The organism is Micromonospora sp. WMMC273 (assembly GCF_027460285.1).
GTDB classification, from domain to species: domain Bacteria; phylum Actinomycetota; class Actinomycetes; order Mycobacteriales; family Micromonosporaceae; genus Micromonospora; species Micromonospora aurantiaca.
The window spans coordinates 1,624,618-1,649,906 of record NZ_JAPZBE010000001.1 but is presented as its reverse complement, the minus strand read 5'-3'; the positions used below and the strand labels follow the sequence as shown (position 1 = coordinate 1,649,906).

The 25,289-nt window shown below is 73.2% G+C and carries 18 protein-coding genes; 8 read left to right on the top strand and 10 right to left on the bottom strand.

Annotated features, from left to right (window positions below; translation table 11 throughout):
* Window positions 1-87: 87 nt before the first annotated feature.
* The 3 genes from O7611_RS07890 to O7611_RS07880 are packed head-to-tail and all read right to left on the bottom strand — an operon-like array spanning window position 88 to window position 4,508.
* Window positions 88-1,371, bottom strand: a complete 1,284-nt coding sequence (locus O7611_RS07890; protein WP_135239225.1) for a nucleotide sugar dehydrogenase — start codon at window positions 1,369-1,371, stop codon at window positions 88-90.
* Window positions 1,372-1,374: 3 nt separating this feature from the next.
* The gene (locus O7611_RS07885) at window positions 1,375-2,943 is read right to left on the bottom strand and encodes a glycosyltransferase family 2 protein (protein WP_194800897.1); all 1,569 of its coding nucleotides are present in this window, start codon (window positions 2,941-2,943) and stop codon (window positions 1,375-1,377) included.
* Window positions 2,940-4,508 carry a glycosyltransferase family 4 protein gene (locus O7611_RS07880; RefSeq protein ID WP_194801045.1) on the bottom strand — a complete coding sequence of 523 codons (1,569 nt, stop codon included), beginning with the start codon at window positions 4,506-4,508 and terminating at the stop codon, window positions 2,940-2,942. Before O7611_RS07880 ends, O7611_RS07885 begins: the two co-directional genes overlap by 4 nt.
* A gap of 663 nt (window positions 4,509-5,171) precedes the next feature.
* Here O7611_RS07880 and O7611_RS07875 point away from each other — a divergent pair.
* The gene (locus O7611_RS07875; protein ID WP_269696493.1) at window positions 5,172-5,981 is read left to right on the top strand and encodes a hypothetical protein; all 810 of its coding nucleotides are present in this window, start codon (window positions 5,172-5,174) and stop codon (window positions 5,979-5,981) included.
* A 3-nt stretch (window positions 5,982-5,984) separates the two neighbouring features.
* Here the strand turns inward: O7611_RS07875 and O7611_RS07870 are convergent, their stop codons facing one another.
* A complete protein-coding gene (locus O7611_RS07870) occupies window positions 5,985-7,895 on the bottom strand; it encodes a hypothetical protein (protein ID WP_194800895.1) in 1,911 nt (636 codons plus the stop codon).
* A 439-nt stretch (window positions 7,896-8,334) separates the two neighbouring features.
* Here O7611_RS07870 and wecB point away from each other — a divergent pair, with 439 nt between their 5' ends.
* Genes wecB through O7611_RS07855 form a run of 3 tightly spaced genes read left to right on the top strand, consistent with a single transcriptional unit; the run spans window position 8,335 to window position 12,987 of the window.
* Window positions 8,335-9,420: a non-hydrolyzing UDP-N-acetylglucosamine 2-epimerase gene (gene wecB / locus O7611_RS07865; protein WP_194800894.1), complete on the top strand. Its 1,086-nt coding sequence runs from the start codon at window positions 8,335-8,337 to the stop codon at window positions 9,418-9,420.
* A gap of 34 nt (window positions 9,421-9,454) precedes the next feature.
* Entirely contained in the window at window positions 9,455-10,867 is a 1,413-nt protein-coding gene (locus O7611_RS07860; protein ID WP_194800893.1) for a glycosyl transferase, read from the top strand.
* On the top strand, window positions 10,864-12,987 hold the full coding sequence (locus O7611_RS07855) for a hypothetical protein (RefSeq protein ID WP_194800892.1): 2,124 nt from the start codon (window positions 10,864-10,866) through the stop codon (window positions 12,985-12,987). Before O7611_RS07860 ends, O7611_RS07855 begins: the two co-directional genes overlap by 4 nt.
* Window positions 12,988-13,048: 61 nt before the next feature.
* On the opposite strand, the gene O7611_RS07850 is transcribed toward O7611_RS07855, so the two are convergent.
* The 5 genes from O7611_RS07850 to O7611_RS07830 all read right to left on the bottom strand — a co-directional run bounded on the left by O7611_RS07850 (window position 13,049) and on the right by O7611_RS07830 (window position 19,337).
* Window positions 13,049-14,641 carry a glycosyltransferase gene (locus tag O7611_RS07850; RefSeq protein ID WP_269696492.1) on the bottom strand — a complete coding sequence of 531 codons (1,593 nt, stop codon included), beginning with the start codon at window positions 14,639-14,641 and terminating at the stop codon, window positions 13,049-13,051.
* Window positions 14,642-14,739: 98 nt separating this feature from the next.
* Complete coding sequence (locus O7611_RS07845; protein WP_194800890.1) at window positions 14,740-16,422, bottom strand: glycosyl transferase family 1; 1,683 nt, start codon at window positions 16,420-16,422, stop codon at window positions 14,740-14,742.
* Window positions 16,419-17,450 (bottom strand): Gfo/Idh/MocA family protein, encoded by a 1,032-nt coding sequence (locus tag O7611_RS07840; protein WP_194800889.1) that lies wholly within the window; start codon window positions 17,448-17,450, stop codon window positions 16,419-16,421. The genes O7611_RS07845 and O7611_RS07840 overlap by 4 nt, the downstream gene beginning before the upstream one ends.
* Complete coding sequence (locus O7611_RS07835) at window positions 17,447-18,553, bottom strand: DegT/DnrJ/EryC1/StrS family aminotransferase (protein ID WP_194800888.1); 1,107 nt, start codon at window positions 18,551-18,553, stop codon at window positions 17,447-17,449. Before O7611_RS07835 ends, O7611_RS07840 begins: the two co-directional genes overlap by 4 nt.
* A 151-nt stretch (window positions 18,554-18,704) precedes the next feature.
* On the bottom strand, window positions 18,705-19,337 hold the full coding sequence (locus O7611_RS07830) for a TetR/AcrR family transcriptional regulator (protein WP_135239215.1): 633 nt from the start codon (window positions 19,335-19,337) through the stop codon (window positions 18,705-18,707).
* A 155-nt stretch (window positions 19,338-19,492) separates the two neighbouring features.
* On the opposite strand from O7611_RS07830, the gene O7611_RS07825 reads away from it, so the two are divergent.
* The 4 genes from O7611_RS07825 (at window position 19,493) to O7611_RS07810 (ending at window position 24,491) form a co-directional block, all read left to right on the top strand.
* Window positions 19,493-20,395 (top strand): ABC transporter permease, encoded by a 903-nt coding sequence (locus O7611_RS07825; protein WP_194800887.1) that lies wholly within the window; start codon window positions 19,493-19,495, stop codon window positions 20,393-20,395.
* Window positions 20,388-21,188: an ABC transporter ATP-binding protein gene (locus O7611_RS07820; protein ID WP_135239213.1), complete on the top strand. Its 801-nt coding sequence runs from the start codon at window positions 20,388-20,390 to the stop codon at window positions 21,186-21,188. The genes O7611_RS07825 and O7611_RS07820 overlap by 8 nt, the downstream gene beginning before the upstream one ends.
* 104 nt (window positions 21,189-21,292) lie before the next feature.
* Window positions 21,293-22,795 carry a bifunctional cytidylyltransferase/SDR family oxidoreductase gene (locus O7611_RS07815; protein ID WP_194800886.1) on the top strand — a complete coding sequence of 501 codons (1,503 nt, stop codon included), beginning with the start codon at window positions 21,293-21,295 and terminating at the stop codon, window positions 22,793-22,795.
* Window positions 22,796-22,814: 19 nt separating this feature from the next.
* On the top strand, window positions 22,815-24,491 hold the full coding sequence (locus O7611_RS07810; RefSeq protein WP_269696491.1) for a CDP-glycerol glycerophosphotransferase family protein: 1,677 nt from the start codon (window positions 22,815-22,817) through the stop codon (window positions 24,489-24,491).
* A gap of 37 nt (window positions 24,492-24,528) precedes the next feature.
* Here O7611_RS07810 and O7611_RS07805 read toward each other — a convergent pair whose 3' ends face one another.
* A complete protein-coding gene (locus O7611_RS07805) occupies window positions 24,529-25,275 on the bottom strand; it encodes an alpha/beta fold hydrolase (RefSeq protein ID WP_269696490.1) in 747 nt (248 codons plus the stop codon).
* Window positions 25,276-25,289: the final 14 nt, after the last annotated feature.

Sequence of the window (25,289 nt, the reverse complement as noted above, 5' to 3'; positions counted from 1 at the left end):
TGAACTGCGGACGGCGTCATGACGATGACGGCATGCGACGGGCCCCGGCCGTCCGAGAACGGCCGGGGCCCGACGAAAGCGCTGGGGTCAGCCCCCGATGACCACCCGGCGCACGCCGGTCCAGCGCGCCGGGTCGGTGACCCGGCGGCCGTCGACAAGCACCGTCACGCCCGGCAGGTCGGCCGGGGCGAGGGTGCGGTACTCCGCGTGGTCGGCCTGGATGACGGCGGCGCCGACCGGCTCGCCGTCGTACCCGGGCAGGCCGTGCGCGACCAGTTCCTCGTTCGTGTACATCGGGTCCGAGACGTACGGCACCGCGCCCCGGCGGCGCAGCGCCTCCACGGTCGGGAAGACGCCGGAGAACGCGGTCTCCTTCACGCCACCCCGGTAGGCGGCGCCCAGCACCAGCACGCCCACCCCGGTCAGGTCGCCGTACGCGGCGGCGAGCAGGTCGACCGCGTACTCCGGCATGGCCGCGTTGGCCTCACGCGCCGAGCGGACCACTGTGGCGGCCGGGTCGTTCCACAGGTACATCCGCGGGTAGATCGGGATGCAGTGGCCGCCGACCGCGATACCCGGCGAGTGGATGTGGCTGTACGGCTGCGTGTTGCACGCCTCGATGACCTTGGTGACGTCCACGCCGACGGTGTCGGCGAAGCGGGCGAACTGGTTCGCCAGGCCGATGTTCACGTCCCGGTAGGTCGTCTCGGCGAGCTTGGCCAGCTCGGACGCCTCGGCCGAGCCGAGGTCCCACACGCCGTTGGGCCGGTCCAGATCGGGGCGCTCGTCGAAGTCGAGCACCGCCTCGTAGAACCGCACGCCGTGCGCGGCCGACGCCTCGTCGATGCCGCCGACCAGCTTCGGGTAGCGGCGCAGGTCGGCGAAGACCCGGCCGGTGAGCACCCGCTCCGGGCTGAACACCAGGTGGAAGTCGGTGCCGGCGGTCAGGCCGGAACCCTCGGCGAGCATCGACGCCCACCGGTTACGGGTGGTGCCGACCGGCAGCGTGGTCTCGTAGCTGACCAGCGTGCCCGGCTTCAGCCCACGGGCGATGGCCCGGGTGGCGTCGTCCATCCAGCCGAAGTCCGGCACGCCCTCGGCGTCCACGAACAGCGGCACGACCACGACGACCGCCTCCGACTCGGCGACCGCGGTGGCGGTGTCGGTGGTGGCCGACAGCAGGCCGGCGGCCACCGCCTCCTTGAGCTTGACGTCCAGGTCGGCCTCACCCGGGAAGGGCACGGCACCGTCGTTGACCAGCTGGACGACCCGCTCGGAGACGTCGGCGCCGATCACCCGGTGCCCCTTGGACGCGAACTGCACGGCCAGCGGCAGACCGATCTTGCCGAGCGCGACGACGCAGATGTTCATGAACTACTTTCCTCCAGAGGGCCAGATTCGGCGCAGGCGGGCAAGGAACCGACCGGGGGTCACCGGCGTGATCGCGACGATCACCTGGCCCTTGTGGTTCGTGGTGGGCGTGACGAGGTGCCAGCGGACACCGCGCCGGGCCACCAGCCGGGGTGCGGCGACAGGGCGTTCGGTGCGCAACGGCGCCGAGCCCGTCCCGCCCAGGGCGGAGACCTCGGCGCGTACGATACGACGCTCACCTGTCCCCGCGACGACCGCCAGCAACCGGTCCACCGCGAAGTCCGTCCGTACGACGGTACCGGGGCCGGACGCCTCGACCGACGTGACACCCGTCAGATCGCCCACGCTGACCCGCAGCGCCTCCGCGTTCAGCTCGGCCAGCTCGGCCCAGCGGCTGCGCGCGGTGACCACCAGGGCCCGGGCCCCGGCGGCGTCGCGTCCCCAGGCCAGCCCGGTCGCGGTCAGCTTGGCCAGTATCGCGGCGGCCCGGTCGGTGACGTCGTACCAGTCGTCCGGGTAGCCGAACGCCGGGTCGCGGAAGCCGACCTGGGCGGCGTACCAGCGGTCACCCTCGATGATCACCTCGGGCAGCGACCGGTCGGCGTGCTGGCCGACGATCGTGCGCAGCGCGTCGAGGTCGCCGTCCCGCGCCACCGCGACCCGCAGCCGCTCCTCGGGTGCCATCCGGGCGGTCACCCCGTCGGTCAGGTACGCCTCGGCGAGCTTGCGGATCCGGTCGTGGACCTGCCGCTGCACGTCCGGGGAGAGGGCGAGGAACTCCGCGCGGAGCAGCTTCGCCACCTCCCAGGTGAAGTGACGCACCAGCACCGCGTCCCGCCGCGGGCCGGGCTCGATCAGCCCGGCGACGAAACCGACGAGTTCCTCGGCGCAGCGCAGCCGCTCCTCGAACCGGCTGGCGTACGTGATGTTCTGGGCGTTGTCCCGCTTGACCGCGTAGTAGTACTCGTAGTCGCCGAGGACCGACACCTTCTTGGCCCGGAAGCACGCCTCCAGCGTGAACGGCTGGTCGCTGCCCATCGGCATGTCGGTGCGGTACCGCAGGCCGTGCCGCTCGATCAGGTCCCGGCGGAACAGCTTGGTGTTCGACAACGACCAGGGCAGGTCGCTGCCGAACAGGTCGAGCCGCTCCTGGGTGGTGGCGTACACGGCCTGGTGCACGTAGCGCTTGTTGGTGCCGACCATCCGGCCGAGCACCACGTCGGAGTCCCACCGGTCGGCGGCGTCGACCAGGCGCTCCAGCGCCTCCGGACCGAGGTGGTCGTCCGAGCCGATGAAGAAGACGTACCGGCCGCGGGCGTGGTCGAGCGCCACGTTGCTCGGCGCCGCCGGGCCGCCGGAGTTGGCCTGGTGCAGCACCCGGACCGTGCCCGGGTACCGCTTGGCGTAGCGGTCCAGTTCGGCGCCGCTGCCGTCGGTGGAGCCGTCGTCCACGGCGACGACCTCCAGCCGGTCCAGCCCGATGGTCTGCCCGACCAGCGAGTCCAGGCAGGCGGTCAGGTACGGCATGGTGTTGTAGACGGCGACCACCACTGTCACGTCCGGCCCGCTCACGCCCCCACCTCCACCTGCGCCGGCTGCACCGGTGCGTGCGCCGCCGGCGCCGGCCGGGGCGGTGCGTCCGGCAGCAGCCGGGAGTAGACCTCGTCGAGCACCCGCGCCTGCGCCTCCCAGGTCCAGCCGGCCAGCAGGCCCGGCCGGTCGTACGCGGCGCGGTACCGCTGCGGGTCCGCGAGCACCGCGGTGACCGCGCGGACGAAGTCGGCCACGTCCTCGGCGCGGAACACCTCGCCCTGACCGGTCTCCCGGACAGTCTCGGCCATGGTGCGCACGTCGGACACGACCAGCGGCAGACCGGCGTGTGAATACTCGAAGAACTTGGTGATCAGCGCGATCTCGTGGTTCGGCCAGTGCTGGATCGGGATGACGCCGACCTGTGCGCCGCTGAGGAACCGGACGACCTGGTGGTGCGGCACGTACGGCAGCACGTGCAGCCGGTCCGCCACGCCCAGCTCACCGGCCCGGGTGACGAGGCCCCTGACGTACGCCGAGTCGGGCTTGTTGACCACGAACGCGACGTGCGCGCCGGGCAGCCGCGGCAGTGCCTCGACCATCACGCCGAGGCCGCGCTTGGCGGCGGCCACCCCGCTGTAGACGAGCAGCGGCTCGTCCGGTCCGAGCCCGCAGCGGGCGCGGATGTCCGGCACCGGCTCGGCCGGGTCGGCCGGCAGCTCCGCCACCGCCGGGGCGTTCAGCACGACCGCCGGCCGTTCGGCCAGCCCGTGCTCGGTGCGCAGCAGGTCGGCCAGGCCACCGGAGACGGTCATGGTGGCGTCGGCATACGGCACGTACTCCCGCTCGTGCGCCACGTTGCCTGGTAGCCAGCGGGCGTTGTCGCGCCACGGCTGCACACCGGGAAGATATTCGTGGGCGTCCCAGAGCAGGGCGATCCGGCGGCCCTTCGCGGCGGCCCGGACCTTCGCGCGGGCGCCGACGCCGAGCATCCGGAAGTCGTTGGCGTGGATCAGGTCCGGCGCCAGCTCGTCGACCACCGGGCCGTAGGCCAGTTCGTAGTCCCACAGGCCCGGTTCCAGGCGCCGCCACGCGCCGTCGCCGCGCAGCCCGCGCCAGAACATGGTGTACGCGCGGTCCCAGGGGCCGTCCAGCTTGCGGCCCTTGCGGGCCCGGGTGAGCTGACGGTTGCGGAACCCGACCCACTTGCGGGTCAGGCCGGACAGCTTCTCCTCGGCACGCAGCGCGGCCCAGGGCAGCCCGCCCGGCCGGCCCGCGCCGGACTCGCGGGCCGCGACGGTGAGCGCCGCCCGGCGGACCGCCAGGTCCGCGCGCCAGGCCTTGACCGCCTGGGTACGGTGCGCCGCGATGCCGCTGGGCGGATAGGCGAGCGGGTGCCGCAGCCAGGCCCGGCGGAACTCGTGCCGGCGGCGGGCCAGCGGCTCGGGCATCGGCACGAGGCGTACCTCGGCGGCGCCGAGGCGCCAGCTCTGCGGGCTGCCGACCGGCGCCCGCCCGAGCAGCACCACGTCCCAGCCGGCGTCGGCGGCGGAGCGGGCCGCCTTCTGCACCCGGGAGTCACCGATGACCCCGTTGTCCACCAGCATCACGACCCGTCCCCGGGTGCCCGCCGCTGCGGTCGTGCCGTCAGATCCCATTCCTGCCCGTTTCGTCGTCGCCAGCACCGCGCCCGCGGACCCGAGCGAGTCTACGACAGCGGATCGGGCCCGGACGTCCGCCGCCGCCGGTGCCCCCCGACCTGCTGTGACTGTTGCTACCCTCCACCCTGTCCAACGACCGGCGCCCGCTCCGGGTCGTTCGCCGGGTCGCCGGCCGCGCCACGCGGGCCCTCGGCCAACCCCAGCTCAGCGCGAACGGGACCGCACAATGGACGTGGTGACCACCGAGGAACCCCGCCGGCCCGCACCAGCCCCGGCGACCGAGCCGGCCACAGCCGATCGCGCCCGGCCCGGTCCCGTCCGGCGGCTGCGCGACGCCGCCCGGGACGCGGCGCCCGCGCTGGCGGTCTACGCGGTGATCCGGCTCGTCGGCGTCCTGGCCGTCTACGTCTGGGCCCGCTCGCTCAACCTCTCCCCGGTGCGCGAGCTGACGCTGTCCGACGCGACGTACTACCTCGCCATCGCCCAGCGGGGCTACGACGGGTACGAACGGGTGCAGAGCGACATGGCGTTCTTCCCGCTCTACCCGGCCCTGATCGGCGTGGTCGAACGGGTCACCCCCCGCTCGGGCCGCGTACCGCCGGGCTCGCGGTGGCCGCGCTGGCCGGCCTGGCGGCGGCCTGGGCGCTGTACGCGATCGGCTCGTACCTGCACGACCGTCGCACCGGCGTGCTGCTCGCCGCGCTCTGGGCGGCGCTGCCGCACGCCGTCGTGCAGTCGATGGCCTACAGCGAGACGCTGTTCACCGCCCTGGCCGCGTGGACGCTCTACGCGCTGCTGCGCCGCCATTGGCTGACCGCGGGCGTGCTCTGCCTGTTCGCCGGTCTGACCCGGCCCACCGCCTCGTCGCTGATCCCGGTGGTCGGCCTGGCCGCGCTGCTCGCCGTGGTCCGGCGCCGGGACGGCTGGCGCCCGTGGGTGGCCATGATGCTCGCCCCGGCCGGCTGGCTCGCCTACCTGGCCTGGGTGGGCGTCCAGACCGGGCGGCCGGACGGCTGGTTCCACATCCAGTCCGCCGGCTGGCGCAGCCACTTCGACTTCGGCGTGGACACGTTCCGGCGGGGACGCGAGGTGCTGGCGGTGTCCGCGACACCGCAGATGCTCGTGGTGAGCCTGGTGCTGCTGCTGGCGCTGATGTTCTTCGTGCTCAGCGTGATCGACCGCCAGCCCTGGGAGTTGCTGCTGTTCAGCGGGCTGATGCTGGTCACCACGCTCGGCGCGGCGGGCTACTACCACTCCAAGGCGCGGTTCCTGGTGCCGGCGTTCGCGCTGCTGCTGCCGGCCGCCGTCGGCCTGGCCCGGGCCGGGCGGGCCCGGGCCGTCACCGTGCTGGTCGCGCTCACCGCGTTCTCGACCTACTTCGGTGGCTACCTGCTGCTCATCTGGACCCGGTCGCCGTGACCCTCACCGGGTGAGCGGGCGGACGTCCCACAGCCAGACGTCCGCCACCCGCTGCCCCGGCCCGTAGAGCGCGTCGAGCACCACCTTGAGGTCGTCGTGGCGGCGGGCCCGGTCCGGCAGCGCCACCGCGTCGGCCTTCCAGTGCCGCACGTCGGCGCGGGCCTGCTCGACGTCGGCCGGGCCGACAGCGGTGTCCCGCTGGCCCCGCGACACGGCGGTGAGCAGCTTCGCGGTCGGCTGCGGCTCGACGCCCCACCGGCCGGTGTTGTCGGTCTTGGAGACCGGCCCGAGGAAGTACCCCTCCGGTACGGCGAAGCCGGCCAGCGCGGCGGAACTCCAGTACAGCGACGTCATGCCGTCGACCGGGACCGGCACCAGGGTGCGGCCGGGGGCGACGTGCTCCTTCCAGACGCCGGCGGTGACGAAGTCCGGCACCGGGTTGCGCCCGCGCGCCTCCAGCGGGGTGGGCAGGATCGGCAGCAGCGCGGCGAACAGCGCCACAGCGGCCAGACGGGGCACCAGCCGGGACTGGCCGGGCTCGTCCGCCCGTACCCGGGCCACCCGGTCCCCGGCCACCGCGAACAGCACGCCGAGCGCCACCGTGGTGATCAGCGCGAACCGGGACACCACCACCGAGTCGAACACCGGCAGCTCGGACACCAGCGCGAACGGCGCCGGCACGTCGGTGCGGCGGGTGCCCACGGTCCAGGTGGTGCCGATCGAGAAGACCGCCGAGATCAGCGCGACCACGGCGAGCACCCGGACCACGATCTCGCGGCGCAGCCACAGGGCGGCGCCGATCGCCAGGATCACCACCGACCAGCCGTAGAAGCTGGCCTGCTCGGTGGTGTTCGGGCCCCAGCGCAGGGCGCTGGTGGGGCTGCCGGCCACGGACTCGGTGGCGTACCGCACGAACGAGCCGAGGGTCAGCGCGTAGACGTCCGGGTCGCCCGGGTGACCGACCCGGTGCTGCGGGCCGGCGAACTGCATCCACAGCGGGTACGCGGAGGCCGCACCGACGAGCACGCCGGTGATGGCGAGCCCGCCGAGCATCGGCCCGGCCCGGCGCAGCGCCTCCCGCGGCCGGAAGATCACGTAGCCGACGACCATCATCAGGCAGCCGAGCGCGGTCAGGAACAGGATCTCCAGGCTCACGAAGAACTGCGCCACCACGAGCGCGCCCAGCACCAGGCCGTTGCGCACCGGGCGGCCGTCCCGGGCCAGCCGGATCACCTGCCAGAGGATGAACGGCACCAGCCACTGGGCGGTGATGTGCGGGTGGCCGTTGCTGTGCGACACCAGCGCCGGCGCGAACGCGCAGAACAGGCCGCCGGCGAAGGCCGCCACCCGGGACGAGACCAGGTTGCGGGACAGCACGTGGTACCAGGCGTACGCGGTGCCGGCCAGGTTGAGCGTGATGAACAGCAGGTACGCGAACGGCGCGCCGAACAGCAGGGTGACCGGAGACAGCACCAGCCCTGGTAGCTGCATGCCGACGTTCGTCATCAGGTTCACGCCGTCCGGGGCGTTCTGCAACGAGGTGAAGAACGGGTTCTCCAGGTTGCTGACCGCGTGCGCGGCGTACGCCAGCATCCACTCGTTGAAGCCCTGGTCGTTGGGGCGACTGCCGAGCAACCGCCCGTCGGGGTTCACCCAGCCCCGCGCGGTCACCCAGAACGCGCCGGCCAGGTAGATCGCCGCGACCAGCAGATCCGGCCGCATCCGGTGCCACCGCCCGGGGCGGTCGGCACGCTCCGCCGCGGCGGTCTCCGGCTGCGCCTGCTGCTGCGCGGCGTCGGCGGGCCGGTCCGCGCCGTCGGCGGTCGGCGGCTTCGCGGTCTCGCCGGTGGCGTCGGCCACCGATCCACCGGCGTCTGCGGTGCGGGTACGGGTCTCGGGCCCGGGGGCGGTCATGGCGCCGTAGTGTACGCAAGCCGGGCCGCGCCGCCGGGCCAGGCTCGCCCGGCCCGGTGAAGACTCGGCGACGATCCCCCGGCGGCGGGACGTACCGGCGGTGACCGGACCGTGCCGCGGCGGCGGCGAGCAGCCGGGCGGGCGCCCGCCGGACCGGGGTGATCCGGCCGGTTCGGTTAGGCTGGTCCCTCGTGTCCCGTTCCACGCCACCGGTCACCGTGCTCCCCGTCGGGGCGACGGCGTCCGGTGACGGCGGGTGGCCCGGCCCACCATCGCGTACCGGCCACGTCCGCGTACGTCGTCCGGCGGCGGGTGGGGCACTACTATTTCTAGGGCCTGCGGGCACCGGCCCGGCCACCCGGCCGGGGTCCACGGCCTCCCGTCTCGGGCGGCGGCCGGTCCGCCCCGAGAATCCGTCGCAGATCACGAGGAGTCACGTGTGAAGGTCGTCAGCATCGTCGGCGCCCGACCGCAGTTGGTGAAGCTGGCGCCCATCGCGGCGGCGTTCGCCGAGGACGGGTGCGAGCACGTGATCGTGCACACCGGCCAGCACTACGACGCCGACCTGTCCGACGTCTTCTTCTCCGGCCTCGGCATCCCCGACCCGGACGTGCACCTGGGGATCGGCTCCGGCAGCCACGGCGTGCAGACCGGCAACACCCTGGCCGCCCTGGATCCGGTGCTCGCCGCCGAGGCGCCGGACTGGGTGCTGGTGTACGGCGACACCAACTCGACGCTGGCCGGCACGCTGTCGGCGGTCAAGCAGCACCTGCGGGTGGCGCACCTGGAGGCCGGGCTGCGGTCGTTCAACCGGCGGATGCCGGAGGAGCACAACCGGGTGCTCACCGACCACGCCGCCGATCTGCTGCTCGCCCCCACCGAGGAGGCCGTCCGGCACCTCGCCACGGAGGGCCTGGCCGCCCGTACCGAACTGGTCGGCGACGTGATGGTGGACGTCTGCCTGCGGGTCCGCGACGACGTGGCGCGGGGCGGGCAGCCCCGCCCGGCGCTGCCCGACGGCATCGACCCGGACGCGCCGTACCTGCTCGCCACCCTGCACCGCGCGGAGAACACCGACGACCCGAAGCGGCTCGCCGCGCTGCTCGACGCGCTCGCCGACCTGCCCGTGCCGGTCGCGCTGCTGGCCCACCCGCGGCTGGTCGCCCGCGCCGACGAGCACGGGCTGAAGCTGACCCGGGGCGCGCTGCACGCCGGCCGGCCGCTGCCGTACGCCGCGATGGTGGCCGCCGTGGTCGGCTCCGCCGGCGTGGTCACCGACTCGGGCGGCCTCCAGAAGGAGGCGTACCTGCTGGACCGGCCGTGCACCACGCTGCGCACCGAGACGGAGTGGGTCGAGACGCTCGCCGACGGCTGGAACGTGCTGGTACCGGATCCGCGCGAGCTGGGCGCCGGCTGGGCGGCCACCGCGACGCGTCCCGCCCCGGAGGCGCCGCGCGGCACCCCGTACGGTGACGGCCGGGCGGCCCGGCGGGTCGCCGAGACGCTGCGGCGGCACCTGGCATGACGACGCGCTCCCTCCTCACGATCGGTTATCAGCGATGACCAACCACACCGTCCCGCTCCCCCGCTCGCGGGGCGGGAAGCGGCCGCACGCCATCTACCTCGCGATCGGCTTCCCGCCCGCGGCGAAGAGCAGCGCGTACCGGCTGCGCGAGACGGCGAACCAGTTCGTCGCCCAGGGCTGGGACATCACCGTCATCACGATCTGCCAGCAGGCGTGGGAGCGGGAGTACGGCCTGGACCACACGCTGTCGGAGAAGGTCGACCCGCGGGTGCGGGTGGTCGAGCTGCCGCTGATCCGGGAGGACCTGGAGACCGACATCAGGGCGTTCTCCGAGGAGCGGTCGCTGGACCCGGCGGGCTGGATCAAGCGGCTTCGCAAGCGCGAGCAGCAGGCGTTCCCGGAGCCGGTGTTCGGCGGCTGGCGGTACGAGCTGGAGAAGGCGGTGCTGCGGCTGCACCGCGAGCACCCGGCCGACCTGCTGCTCGCCTCCTGCGCTCCGTACGTGAACCTGGCGGCCACCCGGAAGCTGTGGGAGGAGCACAAGGTCCCGTACGCGGTCGACTTCCGCGACGGCTGGTCGCTCGACGTGATCGGCGGCGGCGAGGCGTTCACCCGCGACTCGGTCTCCGGCCGGTGGGAGTCCACGGTGCTGGAGAACGCGCTCGCGGTGTGGTGCGTCAACGACCCGATCGCCGGCTTCTACCGGGAGCGCTACCCGCACCTGGCCGACCGGGTGCACGTGGTGCGCAACGGCTACGACGAGGACAGCCTGCCGGACATCTCCGGCCGCTCGCCGGACCCGGCAGCCGGGCTGACCTTCGGCTACCTGGGCTCGGTCAACTTCAGCCCGGCGTTCCTGGAGTCGGTACTGGACGCCTGGCGCATCGCCCGGCGCGACGACCCGCTGCTGGCCCGCTCCCGGTTCGAGGTGCGCGGGCACATCGGCGCGGGCGCGTCGCGTGAGGCCAACCGGCACATGGACCTGCTCAAGGAGGCCGCCGTCGACGGGGTCAGCTTCGGCGGCCCGGTGCCGAAGGCGGAGCTGGCGGCCACGTACGGCTCCTGGGACGCGCTGGTGCTGATGCTCGTCGGTGGACGGTTCGTCACCTCCGGCAAGGTGTACGAGTTCATGGCCAGCGGCCTGCCCGTGCTCTCCGCCCACGACGTCGACCACGACGCCAGCAACGTGCTCGCCGGCCATCCGCTGTGGACCGGGGCGGTCGGGCTCGACCCGCACCGCCTCGCCGGCTCCTTCGTGGAGGCCGGCCGGCTGGCCCTGAAGGCGACCGACGCGGACCGGGCCGCCGCCCGGGACCTGGCCCGCCGTTTCGCGCGGCCCGCTGTGCTCGCCCCGGCGGTCCGCCGCCTCACCGAACTCGTCCGGCCCACCGGCGCCGGCGCGGCCACCCCGGCCACTACCTCCTCGACGGGAGATGCCCGACTGTGACCACAGTGCTCATCGTGGCCGCCGCCGCACCGAAGCAGCCGGCCGTGCTGATCGAGGCGCTGGAACGTTTCCGCAGCCGTGGCGCCCGCGTCACGGTGGCGTGCTTCTTCGACAGCGCGGAACTCCCGGTCGACCCGGCGCTGGCCGAGGTGCGGTCGTTCGTCGTACCCGCCGAGAAGCGCGACGCCCGGCTGCGGCGGGCGCTCGGCCGGGCGCAGGCCAACCGCAAGATCTGGCTGCACGCGCAGCGCCATGCCTGGCTGCGGCAGCGTTTCCGCTCCGCCGACCTGCTGGTGGCGCTGGACCCTCGGTCGGTCTACACGGTGTGGGAGATGGCCCAGCGCAACACCCGGGCCGGCGCACACTTCGGGCTCGTGCCGGCGCAGCGGGCGCTCGACGCGCCGCGTACCGAGCCGGTCGGCAAGCGGCTGGAGCGGCAGGTCGCGGCGGCCGCCGGCATCGGCACCCGGGGCGCCAAGCGGGCGGCGGTGGAGACCGTGCGCACCACCGTCCAGAAGGCGACCGGCCAGCGGATCATGAGCAACCCGGCCGGCGCCTGGTTCTGGTCCCGCGCGGTGGCCGCGCCCCGCGTACCGGACCGGCTGCGCAGCAAGCTCGCGGTACGGCTGCACGACAGCGCGGTCAAGGCGGGCCGCCCGGCGGTCGCGGCCCGGACCGCCGCGGCCGCGGTCAGCCGGATCAACAGCGCCGCCACCCGGGCGGACGTGCTCACCAAGGCCGCGCAGGGCGAGCTGGCCCTCGGGCACGTCCCGTCCGGGCTGCACGACGCGATCCGCGCCCAGCTCGCGCTTGCCGACGCCCGGCTGGCGAAGGACCCGAAGAAGGCCGCCGCTGCGGTGTCGCGGGCGTGGAGCCTGGCGTCCAACCGGGTGCTGCACTTCGACCGGCTTTCCTCGCCGATGAGCGACGACCCGGGCGCCTTCCTGGCGCCGTTCCGGGAGAGCGCGGCGGCGCGGAAGCTGTCCGAGCCGCGGGGCCGGCTCGCCCCGGCCGCCCCGGCGCCCACCGACCGGCCGCTGCGGCTGCTGGTCACCACGCTGATCAACGACAACTTCCTCCAGGAGATCCTGGAGCGCTACCGGGGCATGCCGAACGTGGAGGTCCGTTTCCTGGACCTGTACGAGGACCCGGTGACCCGTCCGCTGGCGCTCAGCGGCAGCACCGTGATGGAGCACCTGCTCGGCGCCGAGTCGACGTACGGGGCCAAGATCGAGGAGTGGCTTCGGCCGCACCTGGACTGGGCCGACACCGTGTTCGTCGACTGGTGCCAGGCCACCGCCGCGCTCTTCACGCTGCACGACCCGGGGACGGCCAGGATCATCGTCCGGCTGCACAGCTTCGAGGCGTTCAACTTCTGGCCGCACCTGGTGGACTTCTCCCGGGTCGACGACGTCGTCTTCGTCTCCGAGCACCTGCGGGACCTGTCCACCGCGGTGCTGCCGCAGCTCACCGGCGAACACGCCCCCCGGCTGTGGGTGGTCGACAACGCGATGGACCTGCAGCGCTACCCCCGGGCCAAGCCGGCCGACGCCCGGTTCACGCTGGGGCTGGTCGGGTTCAGCTCGGTGGCGAAGGACCCGCGGTGGGCGATCGACGTGCTGCGGAAGCTGCGGGAGCACGACGAGCGGTACAACCTGACGCTCATCGGCAGCAACTTCAACAACCGGACCAGCAAGCCGGCGAAGGACTACGGCCGGCTGCTCGCCAAGGACCTGGCCGAGCTGGAGCCGCTGGGCGCGGTCCGGCGCTACGGGCAGACCGACGACGTGCCGGGTGCGCTCCAGGAGGTCGGCGTCATCCTCAGCACCTCGGTGCGGGAGAGCTTCCACTGCGGTCTGGTGGAGGGCGTGGCGAGCGGCGCTGTGCCGGTGGTGCGGGACTGGCCGTTCTTCGCCGGCAAGCCGCACGGTGCCCGTACCCTCTTCCCCGCCGACTGGATGGCGGACACCCCGGCGGAGGCGGCGGAGCGGATCCTGGCCGTCACCGCGACCGAGCAGGCGTGGGCGGACGCCGGCCGGGCCGCCTCGGAGCACGTGCTGAAGACCTGGGACTGGGCCGTCACCCAGGCCGACTACGACCGGCTGCTGCTGGGCGACTGAGCAGGCGCAACGAGTGCGGGGCCCGGCCGGTCGGCCGGGCCCCGCTGTCGTTCTCCGCCGGTCAGCGCACCGGCACCGCCGTCCGCTGGTTCGGCACCGCCGTGACGGCGGTGTCCGCCGCCGCCGGCCGCATCGGGCCGGGGTGGTTCGGCAGCAGCCGGGTGTAGACCTCGTCCATCACCCGGGCCTGCGCCTCCCAGGTCCACTGCTCCAGCACACCCGGCCGGTCGTACGCGGCCCGGTAGCGCTGCGGATCGGCCAGCACGGTACGCACCGCCCGGACGTAGTCGTCCAGGTCCTCGGCCCGGAAGACCTCGCCGTGCCCGGTGGCCCGGGTCGCCTCGGCCATCGTCCGCACGTCGCTGACCACCATCGGCAGGCCGCCGTGGGCGTACTCGAAGAACTTGGTGATCAGCGCGATCTCGTGGTTCGGCTTGTGGTGGATCGGGATGACGCCCAGGTCGGCCGGGGCGACGAACGCGGACACCTGCCAGTGCGGCACGTACGGCAGCAGGTGCACCCGGTCGGCCACGCCCAGTTCGGCGGCCAGCTCCTCCAGCTCGTACATGATCGGGGCCTTGCCGTTGGGGTGCACCGAGACCAGCGCGACGTGCGCCTCGGGCATCTCGGTGAGCCCACGGATCATGATGTCCACGCCGCGCGAGGGGTTGATGCCGCCGCAGTAGACGAGCAGCGGCGTGCCGGCGTCGATGCCGCACATCGCCCGGATGTCCGGTACCGGCGTGGCCCGCTGTTCCGGCGTGAGCGACCGCGGCGGCGCGTTCAGCACCACGGCCGGCTGCTCGGGCAGGTCGTGGCTCTCCCGCAGCAGGTCGGCCAGGGTGGACGAGACGGTGATGACCGCGTCGGCGTACGGCGCGTGCTCCCGCACGTAGGCGATCTGGGCGGGCAGCCAGCGCAGGTTGGCCGGCCGGCCGATGATGCCGGGGACGAACTCGTGCGCGTCCCAGAGCAGCTTGACGTCGCGTCCGCCGGCCCGGGCCCGCATGACCGCCCGCGCGCCGACGCCGAGCATCCGGAAGTCGTGCGCGTGGATCAGATCCGGCCGCAGCTCGTCCACGACCGAGGCGAAGGCCAGCTCGAAGTCCCACAGTTCCGGGTCCAGCCGGCGCCAGGCCCGGTCACCGTGCACCCGCTGCCAGAACCGCAGCGCGGCGCGGTCGAGCCGCGAGTCCGGGTTCTGCTGGCTCTCCTGGAGCCGCCGCAGCTGCGCCGAGCGGAACTTGACCCAACGGAACATCGTCTTGTTGAGGAAGTACGGCGCGGCCAGCCGGGCCTTGCCGGCCAGCTCGGCGAGGCGGGGCCCGCCCGCCGCCCGGTTCACCTTGATCTCGGAGAGACGGAACGTCAGGTCGTCCCGGCGGGCCCGCAGCGTGTTCAGCCGCCGCTTGGCGTCCGGCCCCGGCTTGTACGCCAGCGGGCGGCGCAGCAGCGCGCGGCGGTACGCGACCGGGTGGGTCAGCCGCCGGGGCATCCGGATCAGGCGGACCTCGGCGTCGCCGATGCGCCAGGTGTCCTCGGTCGCCGCGCCCTTGAGGATGCCGACCAGGATCACCTCCCAGCCGGCCTCGGCGGCGGAGCGGGCGGCCTTCTGCACCCGGGAGTCGCCGTGGACTCCGTTGTCGACCAGCATCACCACCCGTCCCCGGGTCGGTCGGGCATCGCTACTCGGGACAGCTTGCATCGGGTGCTTCTCCTCGTTGGCGGGGCGGTGCACGGGCGGTCGGCGGGTCACCGGAGGAAGGCGTCGAATGCCTCGGCGGTCCGCCGGCCGTCGTGGTGGTCACGGACGTAACGCGCGCCCTCCGCGGCCAGGGCGACCGCGGCGGGCCTGTCGTCGAGCAGCGACTCGATCGTCTTGACGAGCGTGCCGGGTGTGGCGTTGGCGATCGGCGGCTGGACCCCGGCGGCCCGGTGCGGTCCTTCACTCACGTACGCCACCACGACCTTGCCGGCTGCCATCCCCTCACAGGAGAAGGTGCCGTAGCTGCCCATCACCAACTGGTCGACCACGATGTCGCAGTCCTGCACCAGGCGGCGCATCTCGCTGTGCGGCAGACCCTCCACCAGGCGCAGTTCGATGATCCGTCGATCGTGCAGCTCCTGCAACCGGGGCAGCAGCCGGTCGGTGCCCTTGGTCCAGCGGTTGGACGGGGCGTGCAGCACCACCGGCCGGGTGCGTTCCAGCACCGGGCGGTCGCAGGCCCAGGCGTCCACGTCCACGATCAGCGGCGCCCAGGTGGCGAACGGCACGTCGTCCAGCAGGTCCGGCGTGGTCACGAAGAACGGCAGGCCGCTCTCCTCGGCCGTACGCCGGTTCTGCTCGGCCACCACGGTGAGCCGCTCGCGCAGCTCCTCCGGCGCGTCCCGGAACGCGGACTCGGCGTGCCGCTCCAGGTGCGCGCCGGGGTGGCGGATCTCACTGCCGTGCGCCAGCAGCGCGACCTTGAGCCGGGCCCGGCGCAGCGCGGGCAGGTCCGCGGCGATGTCGTCGCCGTTGAGCCGGCCGAGCACCGGACGGAACGCGTCCACGATCAGGTGCGTGTAGAAGCCGAGCACCCGCGCGGCCTGCTGCACCTGCACGTCGAGCCGGTGCTCGCCGGGGAAGTGCAGATACCGGTCGGCCGGGTAGCGGTAGGTGGCCGGTGGCTTGGCGACGACCAGCTCGATGCCGACGTCCGCCCGCGCGGCGCTGATCGCCACCGCGAGGGCGGAGAGCTGCCCGGCGTAGTTCGCCGTGCCCAGACCCAGCCGGACCGGCCCGGCGCCGAGCGCCCGCCACCGGCCCGGAGTGCCGGCCTCGACCGGCGCGACCGCCGGCTCCGGCGGCTCCGGCGTGTCGTCGTCGCCCCGCTGCCAGGCCCGTTCCACCGCCTTGGCGAAGGAGGGCACCGAGCCGGGCGCGTAGAAGTCGCCGGTCCGGTGGCGGGCCAGGTGCTCACGGACCACCCGGTTGTCGGCGGCGACGATCCGCAGGCCGGCGGCGAGGCAGGTGTCGAGCAGCCCGAGACCGGCGTCCGGCGCGAACCCGAACACGGCCACGTCCCCCGAGGCGAGGAACGCGGCCGTCATCGTGCGCGGGCGCGGCACCGGGTGGACCCGGCGTCGGGCCTTGCCGGCCCGGCGGACCAAATCCTGGACGGCCGCCTGCTCCGCCGGGTCGCAGACCAGCGCCAGGTGGAACTCGGGCAACCGGGCCAGGGCGCGCAGCACGCCGTCCAGTGCCCGGTCGCCGGTGATCCCGCCGGCATGCACCAGCAGCGGCGTGCCGGCGGGAAGTTCACACAGTTCGCGTACCGAAGGAGTCTCCCAGGGGCGCGTGCCGGCGGCGGCCCGGCGGAGCGCGATGCGCCACCGCCGGGGAATCCGCCGCCGCACCGCGGAGACCGTCCGCCGCACCGGCGCCGGGCTCATCGCAGTGCCGGCTCCGCGTCGCTGCCGCTGGCCGCCACGGACACGACCTTGCCGTCGGCGGACGACTCCAGCAGGGCGGCCGCGACCTGTACGGTACGCAGACCCTGCCGCAGCGTGACGATGTCGCTCTGCTTGCCCTCCACCGCGTCCCGGAAGCGCTCGTGCTCGACCAGCAGCGGCTCGCGCTTCGGGATCGCGTAGCGGACCATGTCGCCCTCGGCCACGCCGCGGAACGCGCGCAGCGCCTCCCACTCGGTGTCGATGGCGGCGTTGGCGTAGAACGTCAGGTCGGCGGTGAGCGTGTCGGCCACGAAGCAGCCCTTGTCACCGGTGACCACTGTGGACCGCTCCTTGAGCGGGCTGAGCCAGTTCACCAGGTGGTTGACCATCGTGCCGTCGGAGAGCTGGCCGACCACGGCGACCATGTCCTCGTGCAGCCGGCCGCTGCGCGAGACGGTGCGGGCCGCGACCGAGGCGTACTGCCGGCCGGTCACCCAGGCGGTCAGGTCGATGTCGTGGGTGGCCAGGTCCATCACCACGCCGACGTCGGCGATCCGGTGCGGGAACGGGCCCTGGCGCCGGGTCACGACCTGGAACACCTCGCCCAGCTCGCCCGCCTCCAGACGGGTCCGCAGGCTCTGCAGCGCCGGGTTGTAGCGCTCGATGTGGCCGACGCCCGCGACCAGGCCGGCGTTCTCGAACGCCTCGACCAGCCGGGTGGCCGCGTCGACGGACTGGGCCAGCGGCTTCTCGATGAGCGCGCAGACGCCGTTGGCGGCCAGCTCCATGCCGATCGGCTCGTGCAGCGCCGTCGGGCAGGCCACCACCGCGTAGTCGACGCCGAGGGCGAGCAGGTCGCTCAGCTCGGGTACGACCGGGGCGCGCAGCGTGCCGGTCACGTCGCCGGCCGGGTCGACCACGCCGACCAGCTCGACGCCGTCCAGGTTGGACAGCACGCGGGCGTGGTTGCGCCCCATCGCGCCGAGGCCGATCAGGCCGGCCCGCAGCTTCCGTCCGCCGTCGCTCATCGGGCACCGCCGGCCAGGTTCGCGCCCTCGGCGATCCGCTCCAGCTCGGCCTGGCTCAGCGACGGGTGCACCGGCAGCGAGACCACCTCGGCGGCGGCCCGCTCGGTCTCCGGCAGGTCCCACGCGCCCGGCTTGCCGTCCACGAGGTACGGCTTGAGCCGGTGGATCGGGGTCGGGTAGTAGACCGCGTTGCCGATGCCCAGCTCGGTGAGGCGGGCCTGGGCGGCGTCCCGGTCGCCCCGCACCCGCACCGTGTACTGGTGGTAGACGTGCTTGGCGCCGTCGGCGACCGGCGGGGTGACCATGCCGGTGATCGCCGAGTCGAGGAACTTGGCGTTGGCGCGGCGCTGCTCGGTCCACTCGGCGAGCTGGGTGAGCTGCACCCGGCCGATGGCGGCAGCCACGTCGGTCATCCGCATGTTGGCACCGACGATCTCGTTGGCGTACCGCTGCTCCATGCCCTGGTTGCGCAGCAGCCGCAGGGTGCGGGCGAGGTCCGCGTCGGCGGTGGTGATCATGCCGCCCTCGAGGGAGTGCATGTTCTTCGTCGGGTAGAAGCTGAAGCAGCCGGCGGTGCCGAAGGCGCCGACCGGGGTGCCGTTCAGCTCGGCGCCGTGCGCCTGCGCGGCGTCCTCGACCACGGCGAGGCCGTGCTGCTGCGCGATCTCCATGATCCGGTCCATCGCGGCCGGGTGGCCGTAGAGGTGCACCGGCATGATCGCGACGGTCTTCGGCGTGATCGCCGCGGCGACCGCCTCCGGGTCGACGCAGAAGCTGCCCGGCTCGATGTCCACGAAGACCGGCTCGGCGCCGACCAGCCGGACCGCGTTGCCGCTGGCGGCGAAGGAGAACGAGGGGACGACGATCTCGTCGCCCGGGCCGAAGCCGAGCGCCATCAGCGTCAGCTGGAGCGCGGAGGTGCCGGAGTTGACGGCGACGCAGTGCCGGCCGGCGACCAGATCGCCGAACTCCTCCTCGAATGCCGCGACCTCGGGGCCCTGCACGACCCGGCCGCTCCGAAGCACCCGGACGGCCGCCTCGATCTCGGCTTCGCCGATGATCGGCCGTGCGGGGGGAATGAACTCTGGATGCGGCCCGGCCATGGGGCTTCCTCCTGTCGACGCGTGGTTCATGGGAGACATTTCGGGGGATGGTACCGCTCTGTCGGGAAAACCAGCCGTTCGCACTGATTGTCCGACCGGTTGTGACCTTCTGTTCATGATCGGCGACGGACCTCCGGGGGCGGCCCGGGGCTCACACTTCCACCTCGTCGCGCACAGGCTCCACGCATGCTACCCGCAGGGCGGCGACGATCGCGGCCGCCATCCGGGGCACCTCGGCGGGCTCCAGCGGGGCCCGGGAGATCGCCATCCGCCAGTAGACCGGACCGACGATCAGATCGACGGCGGCCCGCCTGTCGGTGGCCGGGGACAGCTCGCCGCGCTCGACCGCGCGGCCGATCAGGATCCGGCCCACCGCCTGCTGGTAGTCGTCCAGGGCGGCCTGCAACTTCTCCGCGATCTGCGGGTTGCGGGCCGCCTCGGCCAGCAGGTCCGGGATGATCTGCGCGGCCAGCCGGTGACGTAGTGCACGCGCCATCACGTGCAGCAGGATCTCCAGGTCACCGAGGAGGCTGCCGGTGTCCAGCAGCGGGATGTTCCGGCCCGCCACCGCCGAGACCATGTCCAGCACCAGATCGAGCTTGGAACGCCAGCGGCGGTAGATGGCGGTCTTGCTCACACCGGCCCGGCGGGCCACCGCCTCGATGGAGAGGCGACCGTAGCCGACCTCGGCCAACTCCTGCATCACGGCGGCGCGGATGGCACTGGTGATCTCCCCGCGCAGCACCGCCGCGCCGGCCGGAGCACGCCTCTTCTCGGTCGTCACGTGGAACAATGTAGCGCAACGACGGTACGGTTGCGTCCCGACGTTCGGTGGACTACCTTCCATGCAGCAGCGAGGCGGCTCCTCCCCGCCCGGCCACGCTGGATCTCATTCACCGCACTGCTCCCCATCAGCACGAAAGATCGGAGCGCCTGAACATGGCCAACACCGCGGTGGCCGACCCCGAATCCGGACTGACCCGGGCCCAACTGGCCCAGCGGTACGGGCTACGGGTGGCCGGGGAACGACCCGCCCTGGGTGAGTACGCCCGCCGGTTGTGGGCGTACCGGCACTTCATGACCGCGTACTCCCGGGCGAAGGTCGCCTCCTCGCTGAGCAACACCCAGCTCGGCCAGCTCTGGCAGGTGCTGACACCGCTCACCAACGCGGCCGTCTACTTCCTGATCTTCGGCGTCATCCTGGGCCAGCACCGGAACGTGCCGAACTTCATCGCGTACCTGTGCACCGGCGTCTTCATCTTCATCTTCACGCAGACCGCGGCCTCGAACGGCGTCAGCGCGATCACCGGCAACCTGGGCCTGATCCGGGCGCTCCAGTTCCCCCGGGCGGCGCTGCCGATCACCGTCACGCTGGTGCAGCTCCAGCAGCTGCTCATGTCGATGGTGGTGCTGGCCGGCATCGTGCTCGTCACCGGCGAGCCGCTCACCTTCCGCTGGATCCTGATCGTCCCGATGCTGCTGCTCCAGACGATCTTCAACGTCGGGCTGAGCATGGTCATGGCCCGCCTCGGTTCCAAGGCCACCGACCTCAAGCAGGTCATGCCGTTCGTGATGCGCACCTGGCTGTACGCCTCCGGCGTGCTCTACCCGGTGACGCTCATCCGCGAGCACCTGCCGCCGTGGGCGGCGAACATCCTGGAGTGGAACCCGCCGCTGGTCTTCATCGAGCTGGCCCGCTACGCGCTGCTCGACTCGCACCAGGCGCACCTGGTGAGCTCCCCGGCGAAGCTCTGGGCGCTCGGGGTGTTCTGGGCGATCGTGATGGGCGTCGGCGGGTTCGTCTACTTCTGGCGCGGAGAGAAGGAGTACGGCCGTGGCTGAGCAGACCCTGCCGTTGAACGCCGGCCCGGTGACCGACTCGGGCCGCGTCCCCACAGTGGTGGTGGACGACGTGCACGTCATCTACCGGATCCACAAGGGCGCGACCGGCGGCACCACACCGGTCTCCGCGCTCAAGCGGATCGTCTCCCGTACCAAGGCGCCGAACATCCGCGAGGTGCACGCGGTCAAGGGCGTGAGCTTCACCGCGTACGAGGGTGAGGCGATCGGCCTGATCGGCAGCAACGGCTCCGGCAAGTCCACGCTGCTGCGGGCCATCGCCGGGCTGCTCCCGCCGGCCCGCGGCGCCGTCTACACCCAGGGCCAGCCGTCGCTGCTCGGCGTCAACGCCGCGCTGCTCAACGACCTGTCCGGTGAGCGCAACGTGGTGCTCGGCTGCCTCGCCATGGGCATGCACCCGGACGAGGTCAAGAAGATCGCCCCGGAGATCATCGAGTTCTCCGGGATCAACGAGCGCGGCGACTTCGCCTCGCTGCCGATGCGCACCTACTCCTCCGGCATGGGCGCGCGGCTGCGCTTCGCGATCTCCTCGGCGAAGAAGCACGACGTGCTGCTCATCGACGAGGCGCTGGCCACCGGCGACCGCAAGTTCCGGGTCCGCAGCGAGCAGCGGGTCCGCGAACTGCGCGACAGCGCCGGCACCGTCTTCCTGGTCAGCCACTCGATCGGCTCGATCCGGGACACCTGTGAGCGGACCATCTGGCTGGAGAGCGGCGTCCTGAAGATGGACGGCCCCACCAAGGAGGTCTGCGACGCGTACGAGAACCAGAAGTAGCGCCTCGGAGCGCACCGCACCGGGTTCCGCCCGGAGCGGTGCGCTCCCGCGTACGCGTTAAGGTTTTCGGACCCATCCCCTTTCACCCAGAGTGAGGTACGGCAATGACGCAGGACCACACCACCGCACCGGACGCCGCGCCGGCGAGCCCGGCACCCTGGCGCCCCGCGCGTACGGTGGCCGTGATCCTCGCCGGGGGGACCGGTACGCGCCTCGGGCTGGGCATCCCCAAGCAGCTGCTCAAGATCGCCGGTAAGCCGATCATCGAGCACACGCTGGCCGTCTTCGAGGCCGCGCCGGAGATCGACGAGATCATCGTGCTGATGGCCACCGGTCACGTCGACGACGCGCGGCGCATCGTCGCCGACGCCGGCTTCCGCAAGGTCACCAAGGTGATCGAGGGCGGTGAGACCCGCAACGACACCACCCGGATCGCGCTCGACGCGGTCGGCGAGGGCGACGTCAACATCCTCTTCCACGACGCGGTCCGCCCGCTGGTCAGCGCCCGGATCGTGCGTGAGTGCGTGAACGCGCTCTGGACCTACTCGGCCGTCGACGTGGCCATCCCGTCCGCCGACACGATCATCCAGGTCGACGCGGACGACTGCATCACCGACATCCCGGTGCGCTCCCGGCTGCGCCGCGGCCAGACCCCGCAGGCGTTCCGCTCCGGCACCATCCGTGAGGCGTACCGGCACGCCGAGGGCGACCCCGACTTCGCCGCCACCGACGACTGCGGCGTGGTGCTGCGCTACCTGCCCGGCACGCCGATCAAGGTGATCGACGGCTCGGACGAGAACATCAAGGTCACCCACCCGGTCGACGTGCACCTGGCCGACAAGCTGTTCCAGCTCGCCGCCGCGCAGGCGCCCCGGCTGACCGACCACCGCAGCTACGCCGAGGAGCTGACCGGCCGGACCATCGTGGTCTTCGGCGGCAGCTACGGCATCGGCCACGACCTGGCCGAACTGGCCCGCTCCTACGGTGCACAGGTCTTCCCGTTCAGCCGCTCCACCACCGGCACGCACGTCGAGCGCGCCGAGGACGTGGCCGCCGCGCTGAAGACCGCCTTCGAGGCCACCGGCCGGATCGACCACGTGGTGGTCACCGCCGGCATCCTCGAGAAGGGCGCTCTGGCCGAGATGGACACCGAGACGATGGACCGTCTCCTGCACGTCAACTTCGTCGGCCCGGTCACCATCGCGCGCCAGTCCCTGCCGTACCTGCAGCAGACCAAGGGCCAGCTGCTGCTCTACACGTCCAGCTCGTACACCAGGGGCCGGGCCCGCTACGCGCTCTACTCGGCCACCAAGGCCGCGCTGGTCAACCTGACCCAGGCGCTCGCCGACGAGTGGGCCGAGTTCGGGGTACGCGTCAACTGCGTCAACCCGGAGCGCACCGCCACTCCGATGCGGACGCGGGCGTTCGGCGAGGAGCCGGAGCACACGCTGCTCTCCTCCGAGGCGGTCGCGCAGGCGTCCCTGGACGTGCTGATCTCCGACCTGACCGGCCAGGTGGTCGACGTGCGCCGGTCCCCCGGCGAGCAGGTGGCCGCCGTACCGGCCCAGCCGGGCCCGCACCGGTCCGAGCTGTCCGCCGACGCCTGAACCCGACGGGACGTACCAGATGCGTGGTGACCTGGTCCGCAAGCTGCTCGCCCGGGTGCTGACCACCGGGCTGGCGGTGCTGGCCTTCCTCGTCGTGGCGCTCACCGGCGCCACCGGCTGGGGCCTGGCCCTGGCGGTCGCGGCGCTGGCCGCCACCGCCTGGGAGCGCCGGGTCCGGCCGTCCGCCGACGGGCTCGCCGAGACGGTGCTCGTGGCCGCCGGCATCCTGGTCGGCTACGCCCGTCGCCTCGACGACGGCTTCGACCCGGCGCTCACGGCCACCGCGCTGGTGCTGCTCGGGCTGGTGCTGCTGGTCGGGCCGCTGCGGCAGGCCGGCGCGCTGGAGATCCGCGCGGCGAACCTCCCGGTCCGCACGTGGACACCGATGGTCGCCGCCCGGCTGGGCGACGCGCTGCTGGTGCTGCTCGCCGTGGTGGCGCTCGCCGCCGCCCTGACGCTGCCCGCGTGGACCGCGCTGGTCGCCGCACTGCTGGTCGGCGCCGGATGCGGGGCGGTCGCGCTGGACCTCGCCCGGCGCCGGTTCCGGCCGCCCGCCGGAGGTGGACCGGTCGGCCGGGCGCTGCGCCGCCACCAGCCCGAGTTCGTGCTGCACTTCTCCGCTCCGCCCGGCTCGGAGTACCAGGTCACCATGTGGCTGCCGTACCTGGAACGGATCGGCCGCCCGTTCATGGTGGTGCTGCGCGAACCGGAGCTCCTGCCCGCGGTGGCCGCCGCCACCCGCGCCCCGGTCGTCCTCTGCCCCACGCTGAAGGCGCTGGACGAGGCGCTGGTGCCCAGCCTGCGGGTCGCCTTCTACGTCAACCACGGCGCGAAGAACGCCCACCTGATCCGGTTCAGCCGGCTCACCCACGTGCAGCTGCACCACGGCGACAGCGACAAGGCCCCCAGCGCCAACCCGGTCTCGGCCATCTTCGACAAGATCTTCGTGGCCGGTCAGGCCGCGATCGACAGGTACGCCCGCGCCGGCGTGGAGATCCCCGCCGACAAGTTCGTCGTGGTCGGCCGTCCCCAGGTCGAGGCCATCGAGGTACGCCGCGAGCCGGTCACCCCGCCGACGCACCCGACGGTCCTCTACACGCCCACCTGGACCGGGCACCACGCCGACGCCAACTACTGCTCGCTGCCGGTGGCCGAGACGCTGATCCGCCGGCTGATCGACAGGGGTGCCGTGGTGATCCTGCGCGCCCACCCGTACACCGGCAAGAACCCGGCCTCGGCCCGCCAGCTCGCCCGGCTCACCGAACTGCTCGCCGCCGACCGTGCGAAGACCGGCCGGCCGCACCTGTTCGGCGCCGCCGCGAGCCGCGAGCTGACGCTCACCGAGTGCGTCAACCGCGCCGACGCGCTGGTCTCCGACGTCTCCGGGGTCATCTCCGACTGGCTCTACTCCGGCAAGCCGTACGCGGTCACCGACACCGGCGCCGACGGCGAGCACTTCGTCGAGCGGTTCCCGCTCGCGGCGTCCGGCTACGTGCTGCGGCGCGACATGTCAAACGTGGACGAGGTGCTCACCGACCTGCTGGACGCCGACCCGAAGGCGGCACAGCGCTGGGCGGCGCGTACCCGCTACCTGGGCGACTTCCCCGCCGACGCCTACGCCGAGGCGTTCCTCTCCGCCGCCCGCCGGCAACTGGAACCCGACTGGGCGGTCCCGGGGCCGCGCGCGGCCCGCTAGAAGCGCGAGCCGGCCCGTCGCGGGCCGGCTCGCCCGTTCAGAGGTACGGGTCGAGCAGGGCGAGCACCGCCTCCGGGTCCTCGACGTGCGCGTTGTGGCCCAGTCCCGGCAGCGTCGCCACCGGCACGCCCAGCTCCTTGAGCTGCGCGTCGGTCACCATCGGATCCGCCTCGCCGCGGGCCAGCAGCACCGGTACACCGGTGGCCGCCAGCAGCACCGGCAGCCGGGGCTCCCCGACCGCGAACGCGGCCGGGTCCATCGCGAGCCGCCAGCGGCCGTCCTCCCGCCGCAATCCCGCGTCCACCACCGGGTGGTCCGGGGCGAACAGCCCGGCGAGCCCTGATACCCGCAGGTAGCGCCGGGCCGCCTCGTCCCGGGTGGCGAACCAGGTGACCGGCCGGGCGGCCAGTTCCGCCGACTTCGCCAGCTCGGCCGGCGACCAGACCGCCTTGATGCCGAGCCCGACCACCGCGTCGACCGGGAGCCCGCGCTGCCGGGCCGCGAGCGCCAGCGCCACCACCCCGCCGAGCGAGTGCCCGAGCAGCACCAGCCGGTCGTCGGGGCCGAGCCGCACTGGCCCGAGCCCGTCCACCACGCGCTGGGCCAGCGCCTCGAACGAGTAGCCGGGCAGCGGCGGTGACCAGCCGTGACCGGCCAGGTCGGGGGCGAGCCAGCGGCCGGGCCAGCGGCGTTCCAGCAGCGGCGCCCAGGGTAGCCACACCTCGCCGGTGGCACCCATGCCGTGCAGGAGAATCAGGTGCCGCTTCCCCGTCGCATCGCTCATTGGCGCAGTCTGCC

What these genes read in the sequence shown, in the direction of transcription:
- O7611_RS07890 (WP_135239225.1), bottom strand. Translation starts at nt 1,371, where the DNA reads ATGAACATCTGCGTCGTCGCGCTCGGCAAGATCGGTCTGCCGCTGGCC.
- O7611_RS07880 (WP_194801045.1), bottom strand. Translation starts at nt 4,508, where the DNA reads ATGCTGGTGGACAACGGGGTCATCGGTGACTCCCGGGTGCAGAAGGCG.
- O7611_RS07870 (WP_194800895.1), bottom strand. Translation starts at nt 7,895, where the DNA reads ATGACCGCCCCCGGGCCCGAGACCCGTACCCGCACCGCAGACGCCGGT.
- O7611_RS07860 (WP_194800893.1), top strand. Translation starts at nt 9,455, where the DNA reads ATGACCAACCACACCGTCCCGCTCCCCCGCTCGCGGGGCGGGAAGCGG.
- O7611_RS07850 (WP_269696492.1), bottom strand. Translation starts at nt 14,641, where the DNA reads ATGCTGGTCGACAACGGAGTCCACGGCGACTCCCGGGTGCAGAAGGCC.
- O7611_RS07845 (WP_194800890.1), bottom strand. Translation starts at nt 16,422, where the DNA reads ATGAGCCCGGCGCCGGTGCGGCGGACGGTCTCCGCGGTGCGGCGGCGG.
- O7611_RS07840 (WP_194800889.1), bottom strand. Translation starts at nt 17,450, where the DNA reads ATGAGCGACGGCGGACGGAAGCTGCGGGCCGGCCTGATCGGCCTCGGC.
- O7611_RS07835 (WP_194800888.1), bottom strand. Translation starts at nt 18,553, where the DNA reads ATGGCCGGGCCGCATCCAGAGTTCATTCCCCCCGCACGGCCGATCATC.
- O7611_RS07825 (WP_194800887.1), top strand. Translation starts at nt 19,493, where the DNA reads ATGGCCAACACCGCGGTGGCCGACCCCGAATCCGGACTGACCCGGGCC.
- O7611_RS07815 (WP_194800886.1), top strand. Translation starts at nt 21,293, where the DNA reads ATGACGCAGGACCACACCACCGCACCGGACGCCGCGCCGGCGAGCCCG.
- O7611_RS07810 (WP_269696491.1), top strand. Translation starts at nt 22,815, where the DNA reads ATGCGTGGTGACCTGGTCCGCAAGCTGCTCGCCCGGGTGCTGACCACC.
- O7611_RS07805 (WP_269696490.1), bottom strand. Translation starts at nt 25,275, where the DNA reads ATGAGCGATGCGACGGGGAAGCGGCACCTGATTCTCCTGCACGGCATG.